This is a genomic window from Enterocloster sp. 210928-DFI.2.20, assembly GCF_020554465.1.
Classification (GTDB): Bacteria; Bacillota; Clostridia; order Lachnospirales; family Lachnospiraceae; genus Enterocloster; species Enterocloster bolteae.
In genome coordinates this window covers 389,090-409,331 of the sequence record NZ_JAJCHK010000001.1, presented here as the reverse complement: position 1 = coordinate 409,331, position 20,242 = coordinate 389,090, and the positions used below count along the sequence as shown (strand labels likewise).

At 51.9% G+C, this 20,242-nt stretch carries 19 protein-coding genes; 6 read left to right on the top strand and 13 right to left on the bottom strand.

Annotated elements, in window-relative coordinates:
* Positions 1 to 168: 168 nt before the first annotated feature.
* Positions 169 to 402 (top strand): HPr family phosphocarrier protein, encoded by a 234-nt coding sequence (locus tag LI015_RS01885; protein WP_002567798.1) that lies wholly within the window; start codon positions 169 to 171, stop codon positions 400 to 402.
* A gap of 172 nt (positions 403 to 574) precedes the next feature.
* On the opposite strand, the gene thiI is transcribed toward LI015_RS01885, so the two are convergent.
* From thiI to LI015_RS01840, 9 genes are all read right to left on the bottom strand, one after another.
* Positions 575 to 1,759 (bottom strand): tRNA uracil 4-sulfurtransferase ThiI, encoded by a 1,185-nt coding sequence (thiI, locus tag LI015_RS01880; protein ID WP_227123894.1) that lies wholly within the window; start codon positions 1,757 to 1,759, stop codon positions 575 to 577.
* Between the two features lie 67 nt (positions 1,760 to 1,826).
* Positions 1,827 to 2,981: a cysteine desulfurase family protein gene (locus LI015_RS01875; protein ID WP_227123892.1), complete on the bottom strand. Its 1,155-nt coding sequence runs from the start codon at positions 2,979 to 2,981 to the stop codon at positions 1,827 to 1,829.
* A 13-nt stretch (positions 2,982 to 2,994) separates the two neighbouring features.
* Positions 2,995 to 3,744, bottom strand: coding sequence for a 16S rRNA (uracil(1498)-N(3))-methyltransferase (locus LI015_RS01870; protein WP_227123890.1), 750 nt, complete (start codon positions 3,742 to 3,744; stop codon positions 2,995 to 2,997).
* Between the two features lie 30 nt (positions 3,745 to 3,774).
* Entirely contained in the window at positions 3,775 to 4,731 is a 957-nt protein-coding gene (prmA, locus tag LI015_RS01865) for a 50S ribosomal protein L11 methyltransferase (protein ID WP_227123888.1), read from the bottom strand.
* A 40-nt stretch (positions 4,732 to 4,771) separates the two neighbouring features.
* On the bottom strand, positions 4,772 to 5,527 hold the full coding sequence (locus tag LI015_RS01860; protein ID WP_227123886.1) for a sulfite exporter TauE/SafE family protein: 756 nt from the start codon (positions 5,525 to 5,527) through the stop codon (positions 4,772 to 4,774).
* A gap of 451 nt (positions 5,528 to 5,978) precedes the next feature.
* Positions 5,979 to 6,404, bottom strand: a complete 426-nt coding sequence (locus LI015_RS01855; RefSeq protein WP_002571818.1) for an HIT family protein — start codon at positions 6,402 to 6,404, stop codon at positions 5,979 to 5,981.
* 59 nt (positions 6,405 to 6,463) lie between these two features.
* A complete protein-coding gene (locus LI015_RS01850) occupies positions 6,464 to 7,771 on the bottom strand; it encodes a TRAP transporter large permease (RefSeq protein ID WP_227123885.1) in 1,308 nt (435 codons plus the stop codon).
* Positions 7,771 to 8,268, bottom strand: coding sequence for a TRAP transporter small permease (locus tag LI015_RS01845; RefSeq protein WP_002571816.1), 498 nt, complete (start codon positions 8,266 to 8,268; stop codon positions 7,771 to 7,773). Before LI015_RS01845 ends, LI015_RS01850 begins: the two co-directional genes overlap by 1 nt.
* 26 nt (positions 8,269 to 8,294) lie before the next feature.
* On the bottom strand, positions 8,295 to 9,290 hold the full coding sequence (locus tag LI015_RS01840; protein WP_021895306.1) for a TRAP transporter substrate-binding protein: 996 nt from the start codon (positions 9,288 to 9,290) through the stop codon (positions 8,295 to 8,297).
* 357 nt (positions 9,291 to 9,647) lie between these two features.
* Between LI015_RS01840 and LI015_RS01835 the strand changes: the two genes are divergently transcribed.
* Together LI015_RS01835 and LI015_RS01830 are read left to right on the top strand one after the other, a co-directional pair.
* Positions 9,648 to 10,796 carry an iron-containing alcohol dehydrogenase gene (locus LI015_RS01835; protein WP_002571814.1) on the top strand — a complete coding sequence of 383 codons (1,149 nt, stop codon included), beginning with the start codon at positions 9,648 to 9,650 and terminating at the stop codon, positions 10,794 to 10,796.
* A 128-nt stretch (positions 10,797 to 10,924) separates the two neighbouring features.
* Complete coding sequence (locus LI015_RS01830; RefSeq protein WP_227123883.1) at positions 10,925 to 12,049, top strand: GntR family transcriptional regulator; 1,125 nt, start codon at positions 10,925 to 10,927, stop codon at positions 12,047 to 12,049.
* Here the strand turns inward: LI015_RS01830 and LI015_RS01825 are convergent, their stop codons facing one another.
* On the bottom strand, positions 12,050 to 12,781 hold the full coding sequence (locus tag LI015_RS01825) for a hypothetical protein (protein ID WP_002571812.1): 732 nt from the start codon (positions 12,779 to 12,781) through the stop codon (positions 12,050 to 12,052).
* Positions 12,782 to 12,995: 214 nt separating this feature from the next.
* Here LI015_RS01825 and LI015_RS01820 point away from each other — a divergent pair, with 214 nt between their 5' ends.
* From LI015_RS01820 to LI015_RS01810, 3 genes are read left to right on the top strand one after another with little or no spacing between them, the layout of a single operon-like run.
* On the top strand, positions 12,996 to 14,720 hold the full coding sequence (locus LI015_RS01820; protein ID WP_002577921.1) for an ABC transporter ATP-binding protein: 1,725 nt from the start codon (positions 12,996 to 12,998) through the stop codon (positions 14,718 to 14,720).
* Positions 14,720 to 16,615 (top strand): ABC transporter ATP-binding protein, encoded by a 1,896-nt coding sequence (locus tag LI015_RS01815; protein ID WP_118017704.1) that lies wholly within the window; start codon positions 14,720 to 14,722, stop codon positions 16,613 to 16,615. Before LI015_RS01820 ends, LI015_RS01815 begins: the two co-directional genes overlap by 1 nt.
* Positions 16,616 to 16,633: 18 nt before the next feature.
* The gene (locus tag LI015_RS01810; RefSeq protein ID WP_002567807.1) at positions 16,634 to 17,092 is read left to right on the top strand and encodes a MarR family winged helix-turn-helix transcriptional regulator; all 459 of its coding nucleotides are present in this window, start codon (positions 16,634 to 16,636) and stop codon (positions 17,090 to 17,092) included.
* Between the two features lie 100 nt (positions 17,093 to 17,192).
* Here LI015_RS01810 and LI015_RS01805 read toward each other — a convergent pair whose 3' ends face one another.
* The 3 genes from LI015_RS01805 to LI015_RS01795 form a co-directional block, all read right to left on the bottom strand.
* Positions 17,193 to 18,092, bottom strand: coding sequence for a D-isomer specific 2-hydroxyacid dehydrogenase family protein (locus tag LI015_RS01805; protein ID WP_002567808.1), 900 nt, complete (start codon positions 18,090 to 18,092; stop codon positions 17,193 to 17,195).
* A gap of 12 nt (positions 18,093 to 18,104) precedes the next feature.
* Positions 18,105 to 18,890: an aspartate dehydrogenase domain-containing protein gene (locus LI015_RS01800; protein WP_002567809.1), complete on the bottom strand. Its 786-nt coding sequence runs from the start codon at positions 18,888 to 18,890 to the stop codon at positions 18,105 to 18,107.
* Between the two features lie 71 nt (positions 18,891 to 18,961).
* A complete protein-coding gene (locus LI015_RS01795) occupies positions 18,962 to 20,152 on the bottom strand; it encodes a coenzyme F420-0:L-glutamate ligase (RefSeq protein WP_002567810.1) in 1,191 nt (396 codons plus the stop codon).
* Positions 20,153 to 20,242 lie beyond the last annotated feature (90 nt).

Sequence of the window (20,242 nt, the reverse complement as noted above, 5' to 3'; positions counted from 1 at the left end):
ATACATGGCTTGCGCCCTATGGAACTCTAACCAAATTACCATATTGTTACTGCGTTTTTCATGCAATCTCACTATTGACTTTTAGTCCCCCTGTCTGTAGTATTAAAGCAAAGCAGGATTCACTGCAAACATAATCCATACACACTTACCACAAGGAGGGTTTTTCTCATGAAAACAGTTCGTATTTCGTTAAATTCCATTGACAAGGTTAAGTCATTTGTAAATGATTTATCTAAGTTTGATGTTGATTTTGATCTGGTTTCCGGCAGATATGTGATTGATGCAAAGTCTATCATGGGCATCTTCAGCCTGGATTTATCCAAGCCAATCGACCTGAACATCCATGCCGAGAGCTGCGTTGATGACATTCTGGCTATCTTATCACCATACATCATCGCTTAATCTGCTGATTCTTCATCCGCTGCCCAGGCAGCGTGACAAAGCACATAGGTCATCAGAAACCATCAGAGTCTGCCGAGGCAGACTCTTTTTTGCGTTTGTTTTGACGTTTGCTCCCTGAGCGGACTGGTCTGTTTTTGTGTTTGCTTCCATGTCAGACCGGTCTTTTTTTCCCTTACCCCTGGCAGAGAATCTGTTCCGTGGTCTCCAGAGCAGTCTCCACCAGCTGGTCGATTTTCTCCTCCAGACGGCGCTCCGAACTGTGAATTACATTGATGTTGGGCTTTGTCACCGGATGCTTGGCCACAAAAATGGTGCAGCAGTCCTCGTAAGGCTGTATGGATGTCTCGTAGGTGCCGATTTTCTCAGACACATCCACGATTTCCTGTTTGTCAAATCCAATGACAGGCCTGAACACAGGCATGGTGCACACCTCATTGGTGGCTGCCAGGGACTGTAAGGTCTGGGAGGCCACCTGTCCGATGCTCTCGCCTGTAATGAGGCCGATGGAGCCGGTGCGCTCCGCGATGGTCTGGGCAATCCGCATCATATAGCGGCGCATGATGATGGTCAGCTCCTCATGAGGGCACTTATCATAAATGTAGAGCTGGATGTCCGTGAAATTCACCACATGGAGATTGATGGGGCCCGCGTATCTGGCCACCAGGTTTGCCAGGTCCACCACCTTCTGCTTTGCCCGTTCGCTGGTATAAGGCGGGGCATGGAAATACACTGCGTCTATCTTCACGCCTCTCTTGGCAATCATGTAGCCTGCCACCGGACTGTCGATGCCGCCGGACAGCAGCAGCATGGCCCTGCCGTTGGTTCCCACAGGCATGCCTCCGGGTCCGGGTATCATCAGTGAAAACAGGTTGATCCTCTGGCGCACCTCCACATGGAGAATCACATCCGGGTGATGGACGTCCACACGCATCTGGGGAAACGCTTCCAGAATCACCTCCCCCATGTCGCGGTTAATCTGCTCCGAAGTCACGGAATACTGCTTGTCCCCCCTGCGGGCATTTACCTTGAAGGTGATGTTCTTATCCGGATAAACCTGGTCCATGTACTCCACCACATGTTGTTTCAGGTTCTCGTAATCCTTGTCCTCAATCTGCACCATGGGGCAGATATCCGCGATACCGAATACACGCTTCAGCGCCTCCACCGCATCGTCGTAATCATAGTCTGTTTCCGCCTTCACATAGATGCGTCCTGACTCCTTGGTGACGTCAAACTGCCCCTCCACGCTTTTCAGCGCATAGCGGATCTGCTTTATGAGGGCATCCTCAAACATATATCGGTTTTTGCCCTTGGTGCCAATCTCTGCGTATTTAATTAAAAATGACTGGTACTGCATCTTTTACCTCTTTCTGTCGCTTAATCGTCCCCTTCATTGTCCTGCGGGGCCGAATCATTTACACGGTTCAGCCTCTGTGGTACCTTCTCAGCACCGGCAGAAGCTCTTCCAGGACTTCCATGCAATAGTCTATCTCTTCTCTTGTGTTGAACACGCCGAAGCTGAATCTCAGCGTGGAATCCAGCAGTTCCTGCCTGACCCCGATGGCCTTTAAGGTTCCGCTGATTGCCGGGTGATTGGAAGAACAGGCGGATCCGGAAGAAACATAGATTCCCTTGTCCTCCAGGGCGTGAAGAAGGACCTCGCTTCTCACACCCTGAAAGCTTGCGCTGACAATCTGGGGCGCGCTCTCCATTCCCTTGCGGCTGTTGACAGTAACGCCCGGCAGGGACGCCATGCGGTCTGTCATATAGTCTTTCAGGCCGGTAATATACTCCACCTTCTGCTGATGGTCTGTGTAGATTTCCCTGGCCGCCCGGCCCATGCCCGCGATGCCAGGAACATTTTCCGTGCCTGAACGCATGTCCTTTTGCTGGCCTCCTCCGTAGAGAAGGGGACGGAGCTTCACCTTCTCGTCTATATAGAGAAAACCCACTCCCTTGGGGCCGTGAATCTTATGGGCACTGACAGATAACAGGTCGATTCCCTGCTTCTTAGGGCGTATGGTAAGCTTGCCGTAAGCCTGGATGGCGTCCACATGGAAAAGGATGGCCGGATTCTTCCCATGGATAAGGGATGCTATCTGCTCCACCGGTTCAATGGCGCCCACCTCGTTGTTCACATACATGATGGATACCAGGATGGTATTTGGACGGATGGCTGCTTCCAGTTCCTCCAGGGAAATGTGGCCCTGGCTGTCCACAGACAGATATGTGACCTCAAATCCCTGCTGCTCCAGATAGGCCAGAGGGTTGTAAACCGAGGCATGTTCGATTCTGGTGCTGATGATGTGCTTTCCGGCCCTCTGGTTGGCCATGGCTGTGCCGATGAGAGCCATGTTGTTGGATTCCGTGCCGCCGGAGGTGAACAGGATTTCCTTATCCCTGACCTTTAATGTTTTAGCAATGTCCGCCGCTGCCTGGCGCACATACTGCTCTGCCTCCATTCCCTTTCTGTGCTTGGCGGAGGGATTGCCGTAATCCTCCGTCATGGTCTTTACCACAATATCCCTCACGCTGTCAAACACGCGGGTGGTGGCTGAATTGTCAAAATATGCTTCCATTATACAAACTCCTTTACAGCGCCCCTTCCAGCCGCATCATAAGCACCGACAGCAGGGCCAGCCCCGCTGTCTCCGTCCTCAGTATCCTGCGTCCCAGACTGATAGGCCGCACGCCTTTTGAAAGGGCCAATTCTATCTCCCGTTCATCAAAACCGCCCTCCGGGCCGATAAACACAGCAATGTCCTGTCCCGGCCCCGCGGCATCCAGCTCCGTCTTTGTGCCGTCCATCCCCGCCTCATGTTCATAAGGAATGAGACGCACGGAAAATCCCTGGCTTTCCACATAGTCAAAGGCTTCTTTTAAGGTCATAATGCCGGATACCCTGGGAACCAGGCTCCGTTTGGACTGCTTGGCAGCGCTTTCCGCAATGGCCTGCCACCGCTTGACCTTGGCCTCTTCCTTTTTGGGGTCCAGTTTAACCACCGTGTTCCTGGTGGACACAGGCACAATGCCTGCCGCCCCCAGCTCCACAGCCTTCTGTATGATGAACTCCATCTTATCAGATTTGGGCAGTCCCTGAAAGAGCCAGATTCTGGAAGGAAGCTCTCTCCCCTCCTCCTCTGTCTCAAGAATCCGTACCGTGACTTCCTGTCCGGCGATTTCCTCCGCCTGACACAGGTAGTCCCTGCCGGTGCCGTCGCTGACCAGCATTTCCTCCCCCTGCTTTATGCGCAGGACATTCTTTATGTGGTTCACGTCAGATCCGGTTATCCTTATCAGGCCGTCCTCCACCTGCTCAGGGTTCACAAAAAAATGATGCATGGCTTTCCCTCAGGTCCTTCCTTATTCATCCTATTTCCTTCTGGCGGTCACGCTCACCCATTCTCCCTGGTATGCGATTTCCACCACTTCCAGCTCCGGACAGCGCCCAAAGGCCTCCTTCACCGCCTCTTCCTTCATATCAATAATGCCGGAGGTGATGAAGATACCGCCTTTTTTCAGATGGGCCGGTATCTCATCCACCAGCAGAATAATAACATCCGCCAGTATGTTGGCCACTGCCACATCGTACTTACCGTATCCCGCCCATTCCTTGACGGAAACATCGTCTATGATATTACCCTGGAGTACATGGAACCTGTCTTCAGGAATGCTGTTGGCTTCCAGGTTCTCCCTTACGGCGTTGATGGCATTTTCATCCAGGTCCGTGCCCCACACCTCTTTTGCCCCCAGTTTCAGGGCTGTGATTCCCAGGATACCGCTGCCTGTTCCCACATCCAGCACCAAGGTGTCCCGGTTCACGTACTTTTTCAGCTGGCGGATGCACAGCTGGGTGGTCTCATGCATGCCTGTTCCAAAGGCCGTTCCCGGGTCAATCTGCACCAGAAGCTTGTCCTTGTGCTCCTCCGGTATGGTTTCCCAGGTAGGCTTAATCAGAATATCGTCCACTGTAAAGGGCTTAAAGTATTGTTTCCAGTTGTTAATCCAGTCCTTGTCCTCTGTCTCCGACGCGGTGATGGTCCTGGCTCCCAGATCCGCAAATGGGGACAGCTCGTCCAGGCCCTCTTCCACCCGTCTGAGGTAATCCGCCACATCCGCGTCATCATCCAGGTAAAAACTTATCCTGGCAACGCCTTCGTCCGGAGGAAGCTCAGGAAGAATGTCAATAAACATCCCCTTTGTCTCCTTCTCTGTCAGGGGCACATTGTCTTCGATTTCGATTCCTTCTATACCAATGTCGTCAAACATGCTGCTAATCAGGTCTACAGCCTGTGTCGTGGTAGTTAATGTAAATTTTTTCCATTTCATGTGATTCTCTCCTATTTCCTATGTGCTGTTTACGGGCCGCTTATGTGCCGCTTACTATTTTAATGAACAATACCCCAAGCACCGCCAGTACCACGGGACGGACCACCTTCTGGCCGTCGTGGGCCACCATGCCTGCCCCGATGTAGTGTCCCGCAATGGAACACACGCCTGCTGTAAGCCCCAGCGGGTAGTAAACATTTCCGGTGGCAATAAAGGTCACCAGGGCCGCTATATTAGAGGAAAGATTGATTACCTTTGTCTGGGCGGAGGCGCTGCGGGCGTCCATCCCGGCAGCCCCTGTGAGAATCAGAATAAGGAAGGTTCCTGTTCCGGGTCCGTAAAAGCCATCATATCCCCCCACACAAAAGGCCGCCGCCATGGAGATGGCAAATACCTTATTTCTGGAAATGTCTTCCGTCCTGTCCCTGGCTCCCATATCCTTGTTCCTGAGCACGTAAAACGCCACAACGGGCAGCACCACAATCATCATGTGCTTGATGACGGATTCCGGCACCATGAGGGCCAGATGGGCGCCCAGAGCCGAACCCATAAGGGCGGCCGCCGAGGAGCACACCGCCATAAGCACCTTTCCTTTGAGAAAACCGTGCTTTGCCAGCCGGGCCGTGGAAACAGTGGTGCCCATGGCTGAGCTGAGTTTATTGGTACCCAGGGCCACATGGGCGGGCACCCCTGCAATGAGATATGCGGGCAGAGCAATAAGCCCGCCGCCGCCTGCAATGGAATCCACCAGTCCGGCCAGGAACACCAACGGGCACACAATTAGATATTGTAACATGATTGTATCCTCTTTTCTGTAAAACAACCTTTATATTATCACATATTATGAACACTGGCAATAAGCGGCAATTTTTTTTTGCAATAAAAAAGCCCCGCCCTGCATTAACATTATGAACGGATGAAAGAAAGATGCCGGGGCAGGAACGGTCAGCCGCGAAAGCCCCAGGGGACAGGGATTCCGGAACATACAATCATAAACCTAAAGGGCGGCAAAAAGCCGCACGAAATTCCAATATTGCATTACACTCCATCACACACACATACCGGATGGAACGGCTCCCAGGCATTGAACCAAAATACAAAAGAAACGGATTACCATACAGTTACCATATAAATAAGGATACAAAAGAAAAAATTGCTTCTGGTCTTAAAGTTACCATACGACAAAAACAGAAAACCCCGGCGCCTGCTTGCCACAGGCGCCGGGGTTTTCTGTTTTTCACAGGGGATTATGCAGGCTTACAGATCTCTTCCCGCAGCGCTTTTGCCATCTCCTGATATTCCTCCTCCGAGAGAAGCACTTTCTCCACATCATCATGGAACGCCTCTCCCCACTGAAGTCCGCCCTTGTATTTGGGAACCACGTGTACATGTACATGGGGCACGCCGTCCCCAAAAGTGGCATAATTGATTTTATCAGGATGATACAGGTTCCAGACAGCCTGGGCTGTCTTTGCCAGCTCTGCAAAATATCCCCTGTTTTCCTCTTCGGTCAGCTGGAAATACTCTGTCTTGTGGTCCTTAAACATCACAATGCATCTTCCCTTATGCTTCTGGTCACGGTTCAGGTACACCGTGGAATAGTCCAGTTTGCACACCTCAATCATCAGGCTGTTTAATTTCTCTCCATTTTCACAGTAAAAACAATCGTTCATTTTTATTTATCCTCCATTTTATTGTGTCAATCCCATACCTGTTTCATAACAAATATCCGCTACTTCACCAGTCCCAGCATGGACGGAATCCACATGGACATGGCCGGCACATAGGTTACCAGCAGAAGCACCACTGCAATGGCCGCAAAAAAGGGAAGCAGTGTCTTAATTACGCCCTCAATGGATATTCCCACCACCTTGCACCCCGTAAACAGAATCACCCCAACCGGCGGTGTAATGGTGCCGATACACAGGTTAAATACAATCATGATGCCGAACTGCACCGGGTCCATGCCAAAGCTCTGGCAGATGGGCAGGAAAATAGGCGTAAAAATCAGCACGGCCGGCGTCGGGTCCATAAAGGTTCCCACCACCAGGAGAATCACGTTCATCAGCAGCAGAATCACATACTTATTGCTGCTGAGGGACAGCATGGCGTTGGCAATGGCAGTGGGAATCATGGTATAGGCCATGACCCATGACATGATGGATGACACGCCAATCATAAAAATAACAATACAGGTGGTCTTGCAGGAACTCAATATAATGGACGGCAGGTCTTTTATTTTCAGGGAGCGGTAGCAAAGGCTTAAAATCAGGGCATAAACCACCGCGATGGCAGAACCTTCCGTGGCAGTAAACACGCCTTTCAGAATACCGCCGATTACAATGATAATTAAGAGCAGGCTGGGCAGGGCATCCCACAGCACCTTGAGCGCTTCTTTGGGAGTCACGGAAAAGGTTGACACGTACCCCCTCCTTTTTGCCATGTATCCCGCAATAAACATCAGGGAAATACCCCAGGCAATGCCCGGTATGTAACCTGCCATGAACAGGGCTGCCACGGATACGCTTCCCGCCACAGTGGCGTACACAATCAGCGTGTTGCTTGGCGGAATCAGCTGTCCGGTGGGGGCTGACGCAATATTGACCGCAGCCACATAATCCTTGTCATATCCTTCTTCCAGTTCAATAGGAGCCATGGTGCCGCCGATGGCTGCGGCTGCGGCTGTTCCGCTTCCGCTGATGGCGCCGAACAGCATATTGGCCACAATATTGGTCTGAGCCAGGGAACCGGGCAGGCGTCCGCTGATAAGCCTTGCACAGTTAACCAGCCGTATGGCAATGCCGCCGTTGTTCATAATGTTGCCGGCCAGGATAAAGAAGGGGATGGCCAGCAGTGAAAATGAGTTTACACCGGTAAACATCTTCTGGGCGCAGGTCACGATGCCCGGACCAAAGGGAAGTATGGTAATCATGGCCAGCGCCGACGACATACCGATACTGATGCCGATGGGCACGCCCATTACCAGCATGACAACCACCGAAATAATCATTATAATTCCTGCTATAACAGCAACATCCATTACGCTTCCTCCTTACTGCACGCCGTGTTTTTAAATTCCTTCATAAGTGCCGTGACATTGTAGAAAAAATAAAACACAATGCTGATTCCGCTGAGCGGGATGGCTCCGTAAATAATTCCCATGGATACCTGGAGGGCGGAATCCATCTGGCCCATCTGGCGCACTGCGCCCATATAGCCTCCGGCTGCCATCACTCCCAGTCCGAACAGGGCAATGATGATTTCTCCTGCAATGTCGCACACGATTCTTCCCCGGGGCGGAAGCTTGTCCTTTACAAAGGGAATGTTCATATGCTCCCTTAATCCAAACACATAGGCAGCGCACAAAAGCACCATCCACACAAACATATACCTTGCCAGCACCTCGCTGACAGCACTGGGCTTATTGAAAATATAGCGGGTAATCACCTGATAAGTGACCAGAATGGTCATCACCGACATAAGGGCGATACAGCTCACTTCCAGGACCCGGTCAAACAGTTTCTTCATCTTCTCCATGTCATATCCTCCTGTTATATCCTCATCTATCTGGCCAGCGCCCGAATCCCGTCGTACAGTTCCTTCCCAAAGACAGAACCGCTGGTGGCCTCCTCATGAAGCTTTTTGCAGTTTTCCTGGAACGGTTTGATATCCACATCCACAAAGGTGACTCCATGTTCCCTGGCAGATTCCTTGGCCGTCTCAATCTGTTCATTCCAGAGATTAAACTCATCCTCCACAGAGTCTTCCAGGATCTGCGTCAGAAGCTCCCGATCCTCCGGCTTCATGCGCTCCAGATATGCGCTTTCCGCAATCACCAGGTCGGGTATCATCACATGCTGGGTTTTGGAAAATACAGGAGCAACCTCATAATGCTTCAGGTCCACATATGTAATCTCATTGTTCTCGCCGCCGTCCAGAACCCCCTGCTGAATGGCTGTGTACACCTCGCCCTGACTCATGGGGGTTCCCACACCACCCATGTATTTCATCATTGCAACCATGGTAGGCGATTCCATAACACGTATCTTCATGCCGTCCAGGTCTTTCGGCGTCTCAATGGGTTTGCCGGTATACACATTCCTGGATCCAGCGGTGTAGGCCGCCATGACCTCAAAGCCCTCTTCCTTGGTGGACTCAAACAGCGGATCCAGGATGCCGGAGGTAAATACTTCCTTCTGGTGTTCCTGGGAATCAAATATATAAGGAAGTCCCAGGATTGAAAAATCCTTGTTATAATTCTCCACCATGGCGTTATTGACAATGGCCATCTGGATTGCCCCGTTTTGTATCAGCTCCAGGGTGGCTCTCTGGTCCCCCAGCACCTCATTGGGATAAATCAAAAACTCATATCTCCCACCGGTGGCCTCCTTAAACCTCTCCCCTGCGCGTTCCAGCGCCTGGTAATGAGGATGGGTGGGCGCCTGATTGTAAGCGATTCTTATGATTCCCCCGTCCAGCTGTCCGCTGCTCTTGGAGCATCCGCTACAGGCCAGTCCCATGGCCAGCAAACCCATGGCCAGCAGATATCTCTTTCTCATGAAATATTCCTCCTGTCAGTTGTTTTGATACAACTTGTTGTATGTTTTACTTTTATACTATCCCCTCTTGCCTCAAATAATAGCACATGTTGTATGTTTTTACAAGGGTTTTTTCAGATTTTTTATAGAAACTGTATTGTTTCCTTAATAATGTAAATTGCTTTCATACTACCAGTTGTAGTTTTATTTGCTTTTTTTCGCAATTTACTATTGACTTTTCTCATTTGCAGGTTTATTATTAAGGCATAATCAAATACAACATGTTGTATTATTATCCCATAACATTTTTACATTCATTACCTACATGTATCTTTTAACCATGTAAACAACAAAACATACAGCAGGAGGATTCATATTATGTTTGAAATCGTGAACAATCGTCAGGTCATTTTTGGAGAAAACAAAATCAGTGAAATTCCCGGACTTTTAAAATGGTACGGGTGCAGGAAGGTATTTTTTGCCGCCTACAGCAGCAGCGCGGACAGTTACATAAGGATAGCCCGGGCATTGACTGAAGCGGGCATTGAGCATGTATGCTATGACAAGGTAGCAGGAGAGCCGGACCTGCACATGATTAACGGAGGCAGGGACATTTTCCTGGACCAGCACTGTGACTGCACCCTGGCTCTTGGAGGCGGCAGCGTTATTGACACGGCCAAGGCCATCGGCATGCTGGCCGTGAACGGCGGCAATGTGGAGGATTACCAGATGAACGGAAAGCAGGTAACCGCTGTTCCTCCCCTGTTCATCGCTGTTCCCACCACCTCCGGCACAGGAGCCGAGGCAACTAAGACAAGCGTTGTGCTCAACAACTACAACGGTCTGAAAAAGAGCCTTTACCACACCACCATGATTGCGGACATTGTAATCCTGGATCCCTCCCTCACCACAGGTCTTCCGGCAAAGATAACGGCCGCAACCGGCATGGATGCCCTGAGCCACGCCATTGAATCCTACGTTTCCCTCAATGCCAGCCCCCTGACCGAGATGTACGGCCTGAAGGCAATCGAGCTTATCAACCAAAGCCTGAAAGATGCATGCCAGAATCCCGGGGACCTGGAAGCAAGGGGCAATATGATGCTGGGCAGCTATCTGGGAGGGCTTGCCATAACTGCCGGAATCGGCATTGCCCATATCATGGCGCAGCCCCTGGGCGCAATGTACAAAATCCCTCACGGCGATGCCTGCTCCATCTTCCTTCCCGGCTCCATGGAACTGAACCTGGATTACGCCGAGTCCAGATACGCCAATGTGGCAAAGGCCCTGGGCGTTTCCAAAGCAGGCTGTACGGACCGCGAAAACGCCCTGAACGCCATCCGCCGCGTCAGGGAAATACGCAGGGAAATCAACGCCCCTGTTTCCCTGGCTCCCTACATCACAGAAACTCCTGATATGGATTTCATCATTGAGACAGTGAAAAAGACCACAGGCCATATTACCTGCAACCCCTGCCCTCTGACGGAGCAGCTCATGAGAGATGCCTTTGAAAAGGCCATGGCTGAATAACCGGCAGACAGCAGGTTCCGGCTTACGGCAGGCTACGGCTTATGGCAGGTTCCGGCTTGTGATTTCATGGGTTCCGTGATAATATAAAAAATACAACATGAGGTATGTAAAAGAACGGAGGAACCATTGTGAGCCAGAAAACAAGCCAGAAAGAAAGCAAGACTTTTTTATATAAAAAGGTGTATCAGGATTTAAAAGACAGAATACAGAACGGTGAGTATTTAAGGGACGCCCTGCTTCCCTCGGAACGCGAGATTGGAGAGACATACCAGGTGGACCGGACAACGGTCCGCAAGGCGCTCCAGCTTTTGGTGGATGACGGGCTGGTTGAAAAGAGGGCCGGTAAGGGGACCGTGGTGGTGTGGAGGCCGGACCAGGAACAGACTCAGTCTCGTCCCGTGCTGCGCCCGGAGCGGAGGAACGGCCCCATTGCCTTCCTTCTTCCAAGAGGGGATAACAACAGTTCCCGCATTACCCAGCCCTTTTATTCCCAGCTGTTCTACCGTGCGGAAAAGGAATGCCAGAAGCTGGGGTATACCCTGGTTTACTCCACCCTGGACGAGACGGATCATTTCGACGAACTGGTGCAGGCCAATGGATTTTCCGGCATCTTCTTTGTAAGCAACGTGTCCCACCGCCATCTGGACCGGGCCCTGGAGTTAAGGATTCCTTCCATACTGATAAACAGTTACTATGAGCGCATGCCGTCCATTCTGTCCGACAACTTCAGCGGGACCTACACCGCATGCCGGTATCTCATTGAACGGGGACACAAATCCATCGGCATCATCAACGGCAACAGCCGCTACACCACCAACAACGAGCGCTGGCGGGGCTGCGTGACAGCCCTGCGGGAGGCCGGGCTATCCTTAAAAAATGAATTCTGCCTGGGCGGCACTTCCTGGGAATTTGAGGCAGGGCTGGCTGCCGTGGAGCAGATGCTGGCCAAAAACACCGTCTATCCCACTGCCCTGGTGGCCTTTAACGACCGTCTGGCCCTGGGGGCCATCCAGGCCATCCACCAGGCCGGCCTCAGGGTTCCGGATGACATCAGCGTCATCGGATACGACAACTCGGACCAGGCAAAATACTCCATGCCCAAGATTACCACCGTGGAAATCCATGCGCCCCTTATGGCCCAGACAGCGTCCAGACTGCTGTTTCAGCAGATTGACGACTATGAGGTGCTGACCGTCAAGGTACTGACCCCTGTGGAACTGATCGAGCAGGACAGTGTCCGGCCCCTGGAATAGCTACCGGACCAAAGCCCCGTCCGCTCCCACCACATAGCCGTCCGGGGTTGTGGTATTCACAAACAGCCGTCCCATGGTACCGTCGGACTGGGTATTGAAATAATAAAGCTGTCCGTCTATCATCTGCCAGCCCGTGCGCATCATGCCCAGAGTGCCGTCATCCAGAGGATTCAGATAATACCGGTTTCCGTCGCTGTCCGTGAACCATCCCGTCAGCATATATCCGTTCTGGTCAAAGCGGTACCAGCGGTTATGTATCAGCTGCCAGCCCCCGGACAGCCAGCTGCCGCCGCAGAGCTGGAACCACCAGCCCCCCGGACTGTATCTCCAGCCCTGGCCGTACTGGACCCCGGGCCCTCCATTGTAATACCACCAGTCGTCATCATCCCAGTCGTCCCAGTCATCCCAGTCATCATCATTGGGATCCCACCAGTATCCGGGATCAAACTGGGCCGTGGACGTATCCGGCACATTGGTATTAAAGCCGGGGTAAGCCCTGACCGTATTATCTGTGGTAACCTGGGCATTGCCCTGAGGCGCTGATGGGCCGCCGTAATCATAGGTCCCTGACGGCGCAGTCCCATAATCATACTCCACACCGGGGCCGCCCCTGCGGTAATGGTCATAATACCAGCTGTCTCCCGGCCCATAGGCCAGGCAGTCCTGTACCGGCAGGAAAGACAGAGCTGCGGCAGCCGCCAGTATAAGCGGCACAGAAATCATCCTTCTCATGTTTTTCTCCTCTTTTTCTTAGGTCTGTATTACATTTCCCATTACATTCTCAAATACATTCTCAACTACCTTCTTACGCATATCTAAAAGTATATCACAACACAATTGACATTTTCAACACATGAGCATACAATAGTTGTATGTGCAATTGTTGCGAATGCATTTATTTGACTTATGTAACTTATGTTACAGTTCAATGAAGGAGGATTCCGGAATGAAGGAATTTTTATCTTATCTGAAGCCTTACAAAAGGGACGCGGTCCTGGCTGTTTTCTGTATTGAAGCCGAGACCGTGTTTGAATTAATCATCCCGCTGGTCATGGCTTCCATTGTGGATGTGGGCGTAGCCACCGGGGACCGCCATTATATCCTGATGAAGGGGCTGCAGATGGTTCTCTTTGCCCTTATCTCCCTTGTGCTGGGCCAGGGCTCCGCCATGTTCTCGGCCCGTTGCGGCCAGGGACTGGGGGCCGAAATCCGCAAGGCGGAGTTTGCAAAGCTGCAGCAGTTTTCCTTTGCCAACACAGACCATTTCAGCAGTTCTTCCCTGGTGACCCGCCTTACCAGCGACGTTACCACCATACAAAACTCTGTTGCCACAGGCATGCGGCCCGCTTTCCGCTCACCGGTCATGATGCTCACCGCCATGGCCGCTTCCTTTTACATCAATCCGCAGCTGGCACTGGTGTTTCTGGTGGCTGCCCCTGTTCTGGGTGTGCTGCTGTTTTTCATCATCAGCCATGTGCGCCCCCTGTACAGTGTGATGCAGGGCGCCATCGACATGGTAAACCGCATCATTCAGGAAAACCTGACCGCCATCCGTGTGGTGAAATCCTATGTCCGGGGCGATTATGAAATTCAGAAATTCGAGGAGGTCAATTACAATCTGCAGTTCACAGCGGAAAAAGCCTTCCGCCTGGCAGTCCTCAATATGCCGGCCATGCAGTTAGTCATGTACTCCACCATCCTGTGCATCCTGTGGTTCGGAGGCAGGCTGGTCACCATAGGTGGCGTGAAGGTGGGCGAGCTCACCGGTTTCCTGAGCTATGTGATGCAGGTTTTAAATTCCCTGATGATGTTCTCCAATGTGTTCCTTATGACCACCAGGGCCCTGGCTTCCTGGAAGCGTATCTCGCAGGTCATGGATGAGGAAATCGACATCAGGGAGGATGCGTCCAGCACCCTGGAAGTAAAGCACGGTGATATCCGGTTTGAGAATGTGTACTTTAAATACAATCAGGAGGCTGCCGAATATGTGCTCTCAGACATTTCCTTCCATATAAAGCCGGGACAGACCGTGGGCATCATTGGCCAGACAGGCGCTGCCAAGAGTACGCTGGTGCAGCTGATTCCCAGGCTCTATGATGTCACCAAGGGCACTGTTTATATAGACGGCCGCCCGGTCCGGGAATACTCCCTTAAAGGACTGAGGGATTCCATCGCCATGGTGCTCCAGAAAAACACCCTGTTTTCCGGGACAGTAAAGGATAACCTGCGCTGGGGCAGGGAAACAGCCACGGACCAGGAAATCGAGGAGGCCTGCCGCATTGCCTGCGTGGATGAATTCATCGACCGCCTGGAGCGGGGATATGAAACAGAGCTGGGCCAGGGAGGCGTCAATGTGTCGGGCGGACAGAAGCAGAGACTCTGCATTGCCAGGGCCATCCTAAAGTCTCCCAGGGTGCTGATTCTGGATGATTCCACCAGCGCCGTGGATACGGCCACAGAGGCCAAAATCCGGGATGGACTGGCAAAGAGCATGCCGGATACAACTAAAATCATCATTGCCCAGCGCATATCCTCCGTTGCCCACGCAGACCAAATCATCATACTGGAGGACGGACGGGTGAACGCGGTCGGCAGCCACGAAACCTTGCTGGCTTCCAACCAGATTTATCAGGACATCTATCATTCTCAGCAGGAAGGGGCGAATCTGTAATGGCAAGAATAGCAAATTATAACCGTCCCAAGGATACCGGACGGACCTTAAAGCAGATGTTCGGCTACCTGGGCCGGCACAAGTGGTATATGCTGGTCATCGCCCTCCTGGTGGCAGTCAGCGCCCTGTCCAGCATTTCAGGAACATACATGTTAAAACCAGTCATCAACCGTTTCATTCTCCCGGGTGACATACCGGGGCTTGTAAACATGCTGCTGGTCATGGGAGGGCTGTACCTGTGCGGCGCACTCTCCTGTTATGCCTACAATCAGATGATGGTCCATATTTCCCAGAAGGTGGTGAGCGAAATCCGCTCCGACCTGTTCCGGCACACCCAGCGCCTTCCCCTGACCTACTTTGACGCCCATACCCACGGGGAGCTGATGAGCCGTTTTACCAACGATGTGGATACCATCAGCGAAGCCCTTAACAACAGCTTTGCCATGATGATACAGAGCTTCATAACCATAACAGGGACCATCACCATGCTGCTGGTGCTGGACTGGCGTCTTTCCCTCATTGTCATGGTTTTTCTGCTTCTCATGGTTTTGTTCATCCGTTATAATGGAAAAAGGAGCAGGAAGTATTTTATCCAGCAGCAGAAGTACCTGGGAAGCATCAACGGCTTTGTGGAGGAGATGGTGGCCGGACAGAAGGTGGAAAAGGTGTTTAACCATGAGGCGCAGGACTACGAGGAATTCTGCCGCCGCAACGAGGCGTTCCGGACAGCGGCCACCAGGGCCCTGACCTATTCCGGCATGACGGTTCCCACCATTGTGGCCCTGTCTTATGTAAACTATGCCCTGTCAGCCTGTGTGGGCGGCCTGTTCGTCCTGTCAGGGTTAACGGATTTGGGGACCCTGGCGTCCTATCTGGTGTATGTGCGCCAGAGCGCCATGCCCATGAACCAGTTTACCCAGCAGATTAACTTTCTTTTGGCTGCCCTGTCCGGAGCCGAACGTATTTTTGATATGATGAACGAGATCCAGGAACTGGACGAAGGCACTGTGACGCTGTGTAATGTGCGCAGGAACGACCAGGGCGGCTGGGAAGAATGCAGGGAATTCACCCACTGTTTCGCCTGGAAGGTGCCGCACGAAGGTCCGGCTGATATGGCAGAGCCCCATACCGGCTCCCAGTCCGGCTTCCGTCTCATTCCCCTTAAGGGGGATGTGCGTTTCGACCAGGTTGTGTTCGGATACACGCCGGAGAAAACCATTCTGAACGGCATCAGCCTTTATGCGAAACCGGGGCAGAAAATCGCGTTTGTGGGTTCCACCGGCGCCGGAAAGACCACCATCATCAATCTGGTAAACCGTTTCTACGAAATACAGCAGGGAACCATAACCTATGACGGCATTGACATAAGAACCATTAAAAAGGACGATTTGCGCCGTTCCCTTTCCATGGTAATCCAGGATACCCACCTGTTCACCGGAACCATAGCGGACAATATACGTTACGGACGGCTGGATGCCACAGACGAGGACGTGGTAAACGCGGCCAAGGTAGCCAATGCCCACTCCTTTATCCGGCGGCTGCCCCAGGGATATGACACGCCCCTTCACAGCGACGGCGCCAACCTGTCCCAGGGCCAGCGCCAGCTCCTGGCCATTGCAAGGGCAGCCATCTCCCGCCCGCCTGTGCTGATTCTGGATGAGGCCACCAGCTCCATTGACACCCGGACGGAAAAACTCATTGAAAAGGGTATGGATGCGCTGATGGACGGGCGCACTGTCTTCGTCATCGCCCACAGGCTGTCCACGGTCCGCAACTCCAAGGCCATTATGGTGCTGGAAAAGGGAGAAATCATAGAGCGCGGTAGCCACGAAGAACTGATTGACCAGAGAGGACGGTATTATAAACTGTACACAGGCCAGTTTGAACTGGAATAGAGAAAGGAAACATGAACCATGATGAAACAAGAGCAAGTGCGCCGCCTTCTGGTGAGGGCGGAAAGGGCAAGGAAACATCTGATGCAGCCCCATTTCACCCGGATCGGCCTTACCTTCGGCCAGGGCCACGCCCGCATCCTGGATGTACTGCTGGCCCGGGACCATATCACCCAGAAAGAACTGTCAGATCTCTGCCATATGGATGTAACCACCATGTCCCGCTCCCTGGACCGTCTGGAGGAATCCGGCTACCTGGTAAGGGAAAAGGATCCGGGATGCCGCAGATCCTATCTGATATGCCTCACCGGCGATGGTGCCGCAGAGGCCCGCAGGGTACGCAAGGTGCTGGAGATGGTGGATGAGGTTATATGGAACGGACTGGATCAGGATGAGATGGAAGCATTCTGCGGCACTATGGAAAAAATATGCAGAAACCTGGAGGAATGCGATTTTAAATTTGATGAGCAGGAAACGTAAGGGAAAACCGCCCGGTCAGAATAGAACTATTCCGGCAGGGCGGTTTTCCTGTTTATATGTTTATTTTATTCATACCATTTCATCCGTCTGCCGGTTCCATCTACTGCTGGTTCAGATATGTACGGATATTATCCAGCACCTTTTTGCTGAGCAAATCAAAGGCCTGCTTTGTTCTTCCGGCAGAGATATGGGCGCAGAATACGCCCGGATGGCGAATCAGTTCGCCGGTGCTGTCTCCCAGCGCGCCCTCTGTATCACAGATAAAATAATTATTTCCCTGATCCAGCCATGTTTTCAGGGCAGGAAGGTCGAATGCAGGTCCGATGGAGGTATTGAACAGGATTTTTCCCTGTCCCAGCTGTGTGAATTCTTCCTCATGAAGCAGAATCACATTCTTATTCAGACAGGCAAAGACCACCTCGCTGCGGGCCAGCAGTTCCTTTAAAGGCCTGTAAACCAGCCCCTGGTCTTCCCTGTCCTGCTTCCTGGAACGGCTGTAATAGGACACATCCGCTCCCATGAATTTCATGGCATCCGCTATCATTCCTCCCGACACGCCCATTCCGATGATACCCACCTTTAAATCCGTGATTTCAACCGGCATATCCCGAAACATGGGCCGGTCGAAGCCGTGAAGGAAACGCACCAGCTCGCAGAGCACGTATTCCACCACTCCCCTGTCTCCGTAATCCCTGATTCCAAGCACTGTAATGCCCCGTTCCCTGGCGCAGGCAATGTCCACATTGGCGCTTTCCTCCGAATAGAGGCTGCAGCACATGCCAATGTACCGGATAGAGGGACAGCTCTCAATTACATAGCGGCTGATTCTGGATGTGTAGCTTACCAGCACTGCGTCCGCATCCCCGATGCGCCGGATGATTTCCTCATCACCGGACGGAACATCTTCATACAATGTTATCTCCCCTGCATACCCGCGCAGCTCCTCCTCTGCCTGTGAAACCAGGTTCACAGGCTCTATTGCCACTAATTTTTTAAACATGTCCATTTCCTCCTAAAATACAATGGGTGATACAATATTCTGCAAAACCGCCACCACGCTCCAGCCGGCAATGGCGCTGGTACTGGAGTAAATATCCACAACAGCCTTCACGCCTTCTATCTCGGATGTAATCTTATGGTCATCCCCAACCATGCCCGGAACGCTGTATATATCCACACGGGTATCCTCCGGACCCACGGTCGCAAGGGATGAGGCCACAGCCACATTCACCTTGGTGGGAAGGAGTGAAATGGCTTCCTTTGCATTACCATGGAATACGTGGCTCTCCTGTGTGTCCTCCATCAGGCGCTCTTCAAAAAGCGGGGTTCCCTTCAAGGATGCTGGTCCCTTTTTGGTCCTGATGCCTGCCTCTGCCTGTCCCATAAGGGATATGGTCCGCAGCACATCAAAACCTCCCACTGCACCGGATGCAATGTACACCCTGGTTCCATGGACGGCAGCTGTTTCCTTTACCTGTCCATAAAATTCCTTATCTGCAAACGCTCCGATGGACAGCACAATCATACTGGCACCGGATGCCAGAATCTTCACTCCGCAGTCCTTGACCGACTGGACCGAAGCTGCCTCCGCAACATAGTCAGGGGCCAGCGCCAGAAGCTCGTCTATGGTGCTGCATGCCCGGCACCCGCCTTTTTTTGCCAGAAGCTCTGTCTTTTCCCTGGTTCTGCCCAAAACTCCCACCAGCTCATATTCATCCAGCATTCCCTTCAGGCCGGCTTCCACTATAATATCGGCCAGATAGCCATTGCCCAGGATTCCAAGTTTTAATTTTCCCATTGTAACCTCCTAAAACGAGGGCTGAACGCTCAATAAAAGCCTTCAGCCCTCCATGTCTCTTTTTTTATGGCTTAGTTTGTATAGTTGTCAAAATATCCCTGAACCAGGATAACCGGTGTTCCCTTATCGCCGGAACCGCTGGTAAGGTCGCACAGAGAGCCTATAAGGTCGGTAAGCCTTCTGGGCGTGGTTCCCTGGGATGCCATGTCGCCCACCAGATCGGATTTCTTTTCCTTGATTCTCTGGGAAACTGCATTCTTTAAGGCTTCTCCGGACAGATCCTTAAAATCATTGTCAGCCAGATATTTTAATTTTACTTCGTTTGGCGTGCCTTCCAGTCCCTCTGTATTGGCAACAGATACCACCGGGTCAGCCAACTCCCAGATTTTCCCAACCGGATCCTTGAACGCGCCGTCGCCGTATACCATAACTTCCACATGCTTTCCTGTGCGGTCCAGGACTTTTTTCTGGATATCGTTCACCAAATCCATACAATCCCGCGGGAACAGCTTAATGGTGTCCTCGGTTGACTTGTTGGAGCCCAGAAGGCCGTATTTTTCATTGCAGCCGCTTCCGTCCACCGGGGCATTCAGGATATCATCCATGCCGCATACCACCTCGGCTCCTGCCTCCTTTAAGATGCGCTTGGTGCGCATACGTGAATGGATGTCACAGGTCAGCACCTTCCTGGTATGATTTAAGATTTCTCTGGGATTATTTGCAAATACCACCTGGGCCTCTGCGCCCTGCTCTTCAATCAGCTGGCAGTAATAGGACACATAGTCCACTCCGGTAAACGGGTGCTTATTCTCCCCGAACAGTTCCCTGTAGCGCTTCAAATCCAGCACATCGCTGTAAGGGTTGATGCCGGCCTCGTCTACCTGGTCTAAGGATACCAGGGAATTCCCCACCTCGTCGCTGGGATAACTGAGCATCAGCACCACCTTCTTTGCTCCTCTGGCAATTCCCTTTAAGCAGATGGAAAAACGGTTTCTGGACAGAATCGGGAAAATGACCCCGATGGTCTCTCCGCCCAGCTTTGCCCTCACGTCCTCTGCAATGGCATCAATGGAAGCATAATTGCCCTGAGCCCTGGCAACCACGGACTCTGTCACGGAAATGACATCTTTGTCCCTGATCTCAAAGCCTTCGCTTTCCGCTGCGTCCAAAACGCTGTCCACCACGATTTCAGCAAGATTGTCCCCTTCACGGATAATCGGGCAGCGGATTCCTCTCGAGATTGTTCCTACTTTTCTTTCCATATGTATCTTCTCCTAATATATTATAATTTTCGTCATACTATTTTATTATAGTATAAAATACGGGATTGTGGAAGTATTTATTTTCGCGGA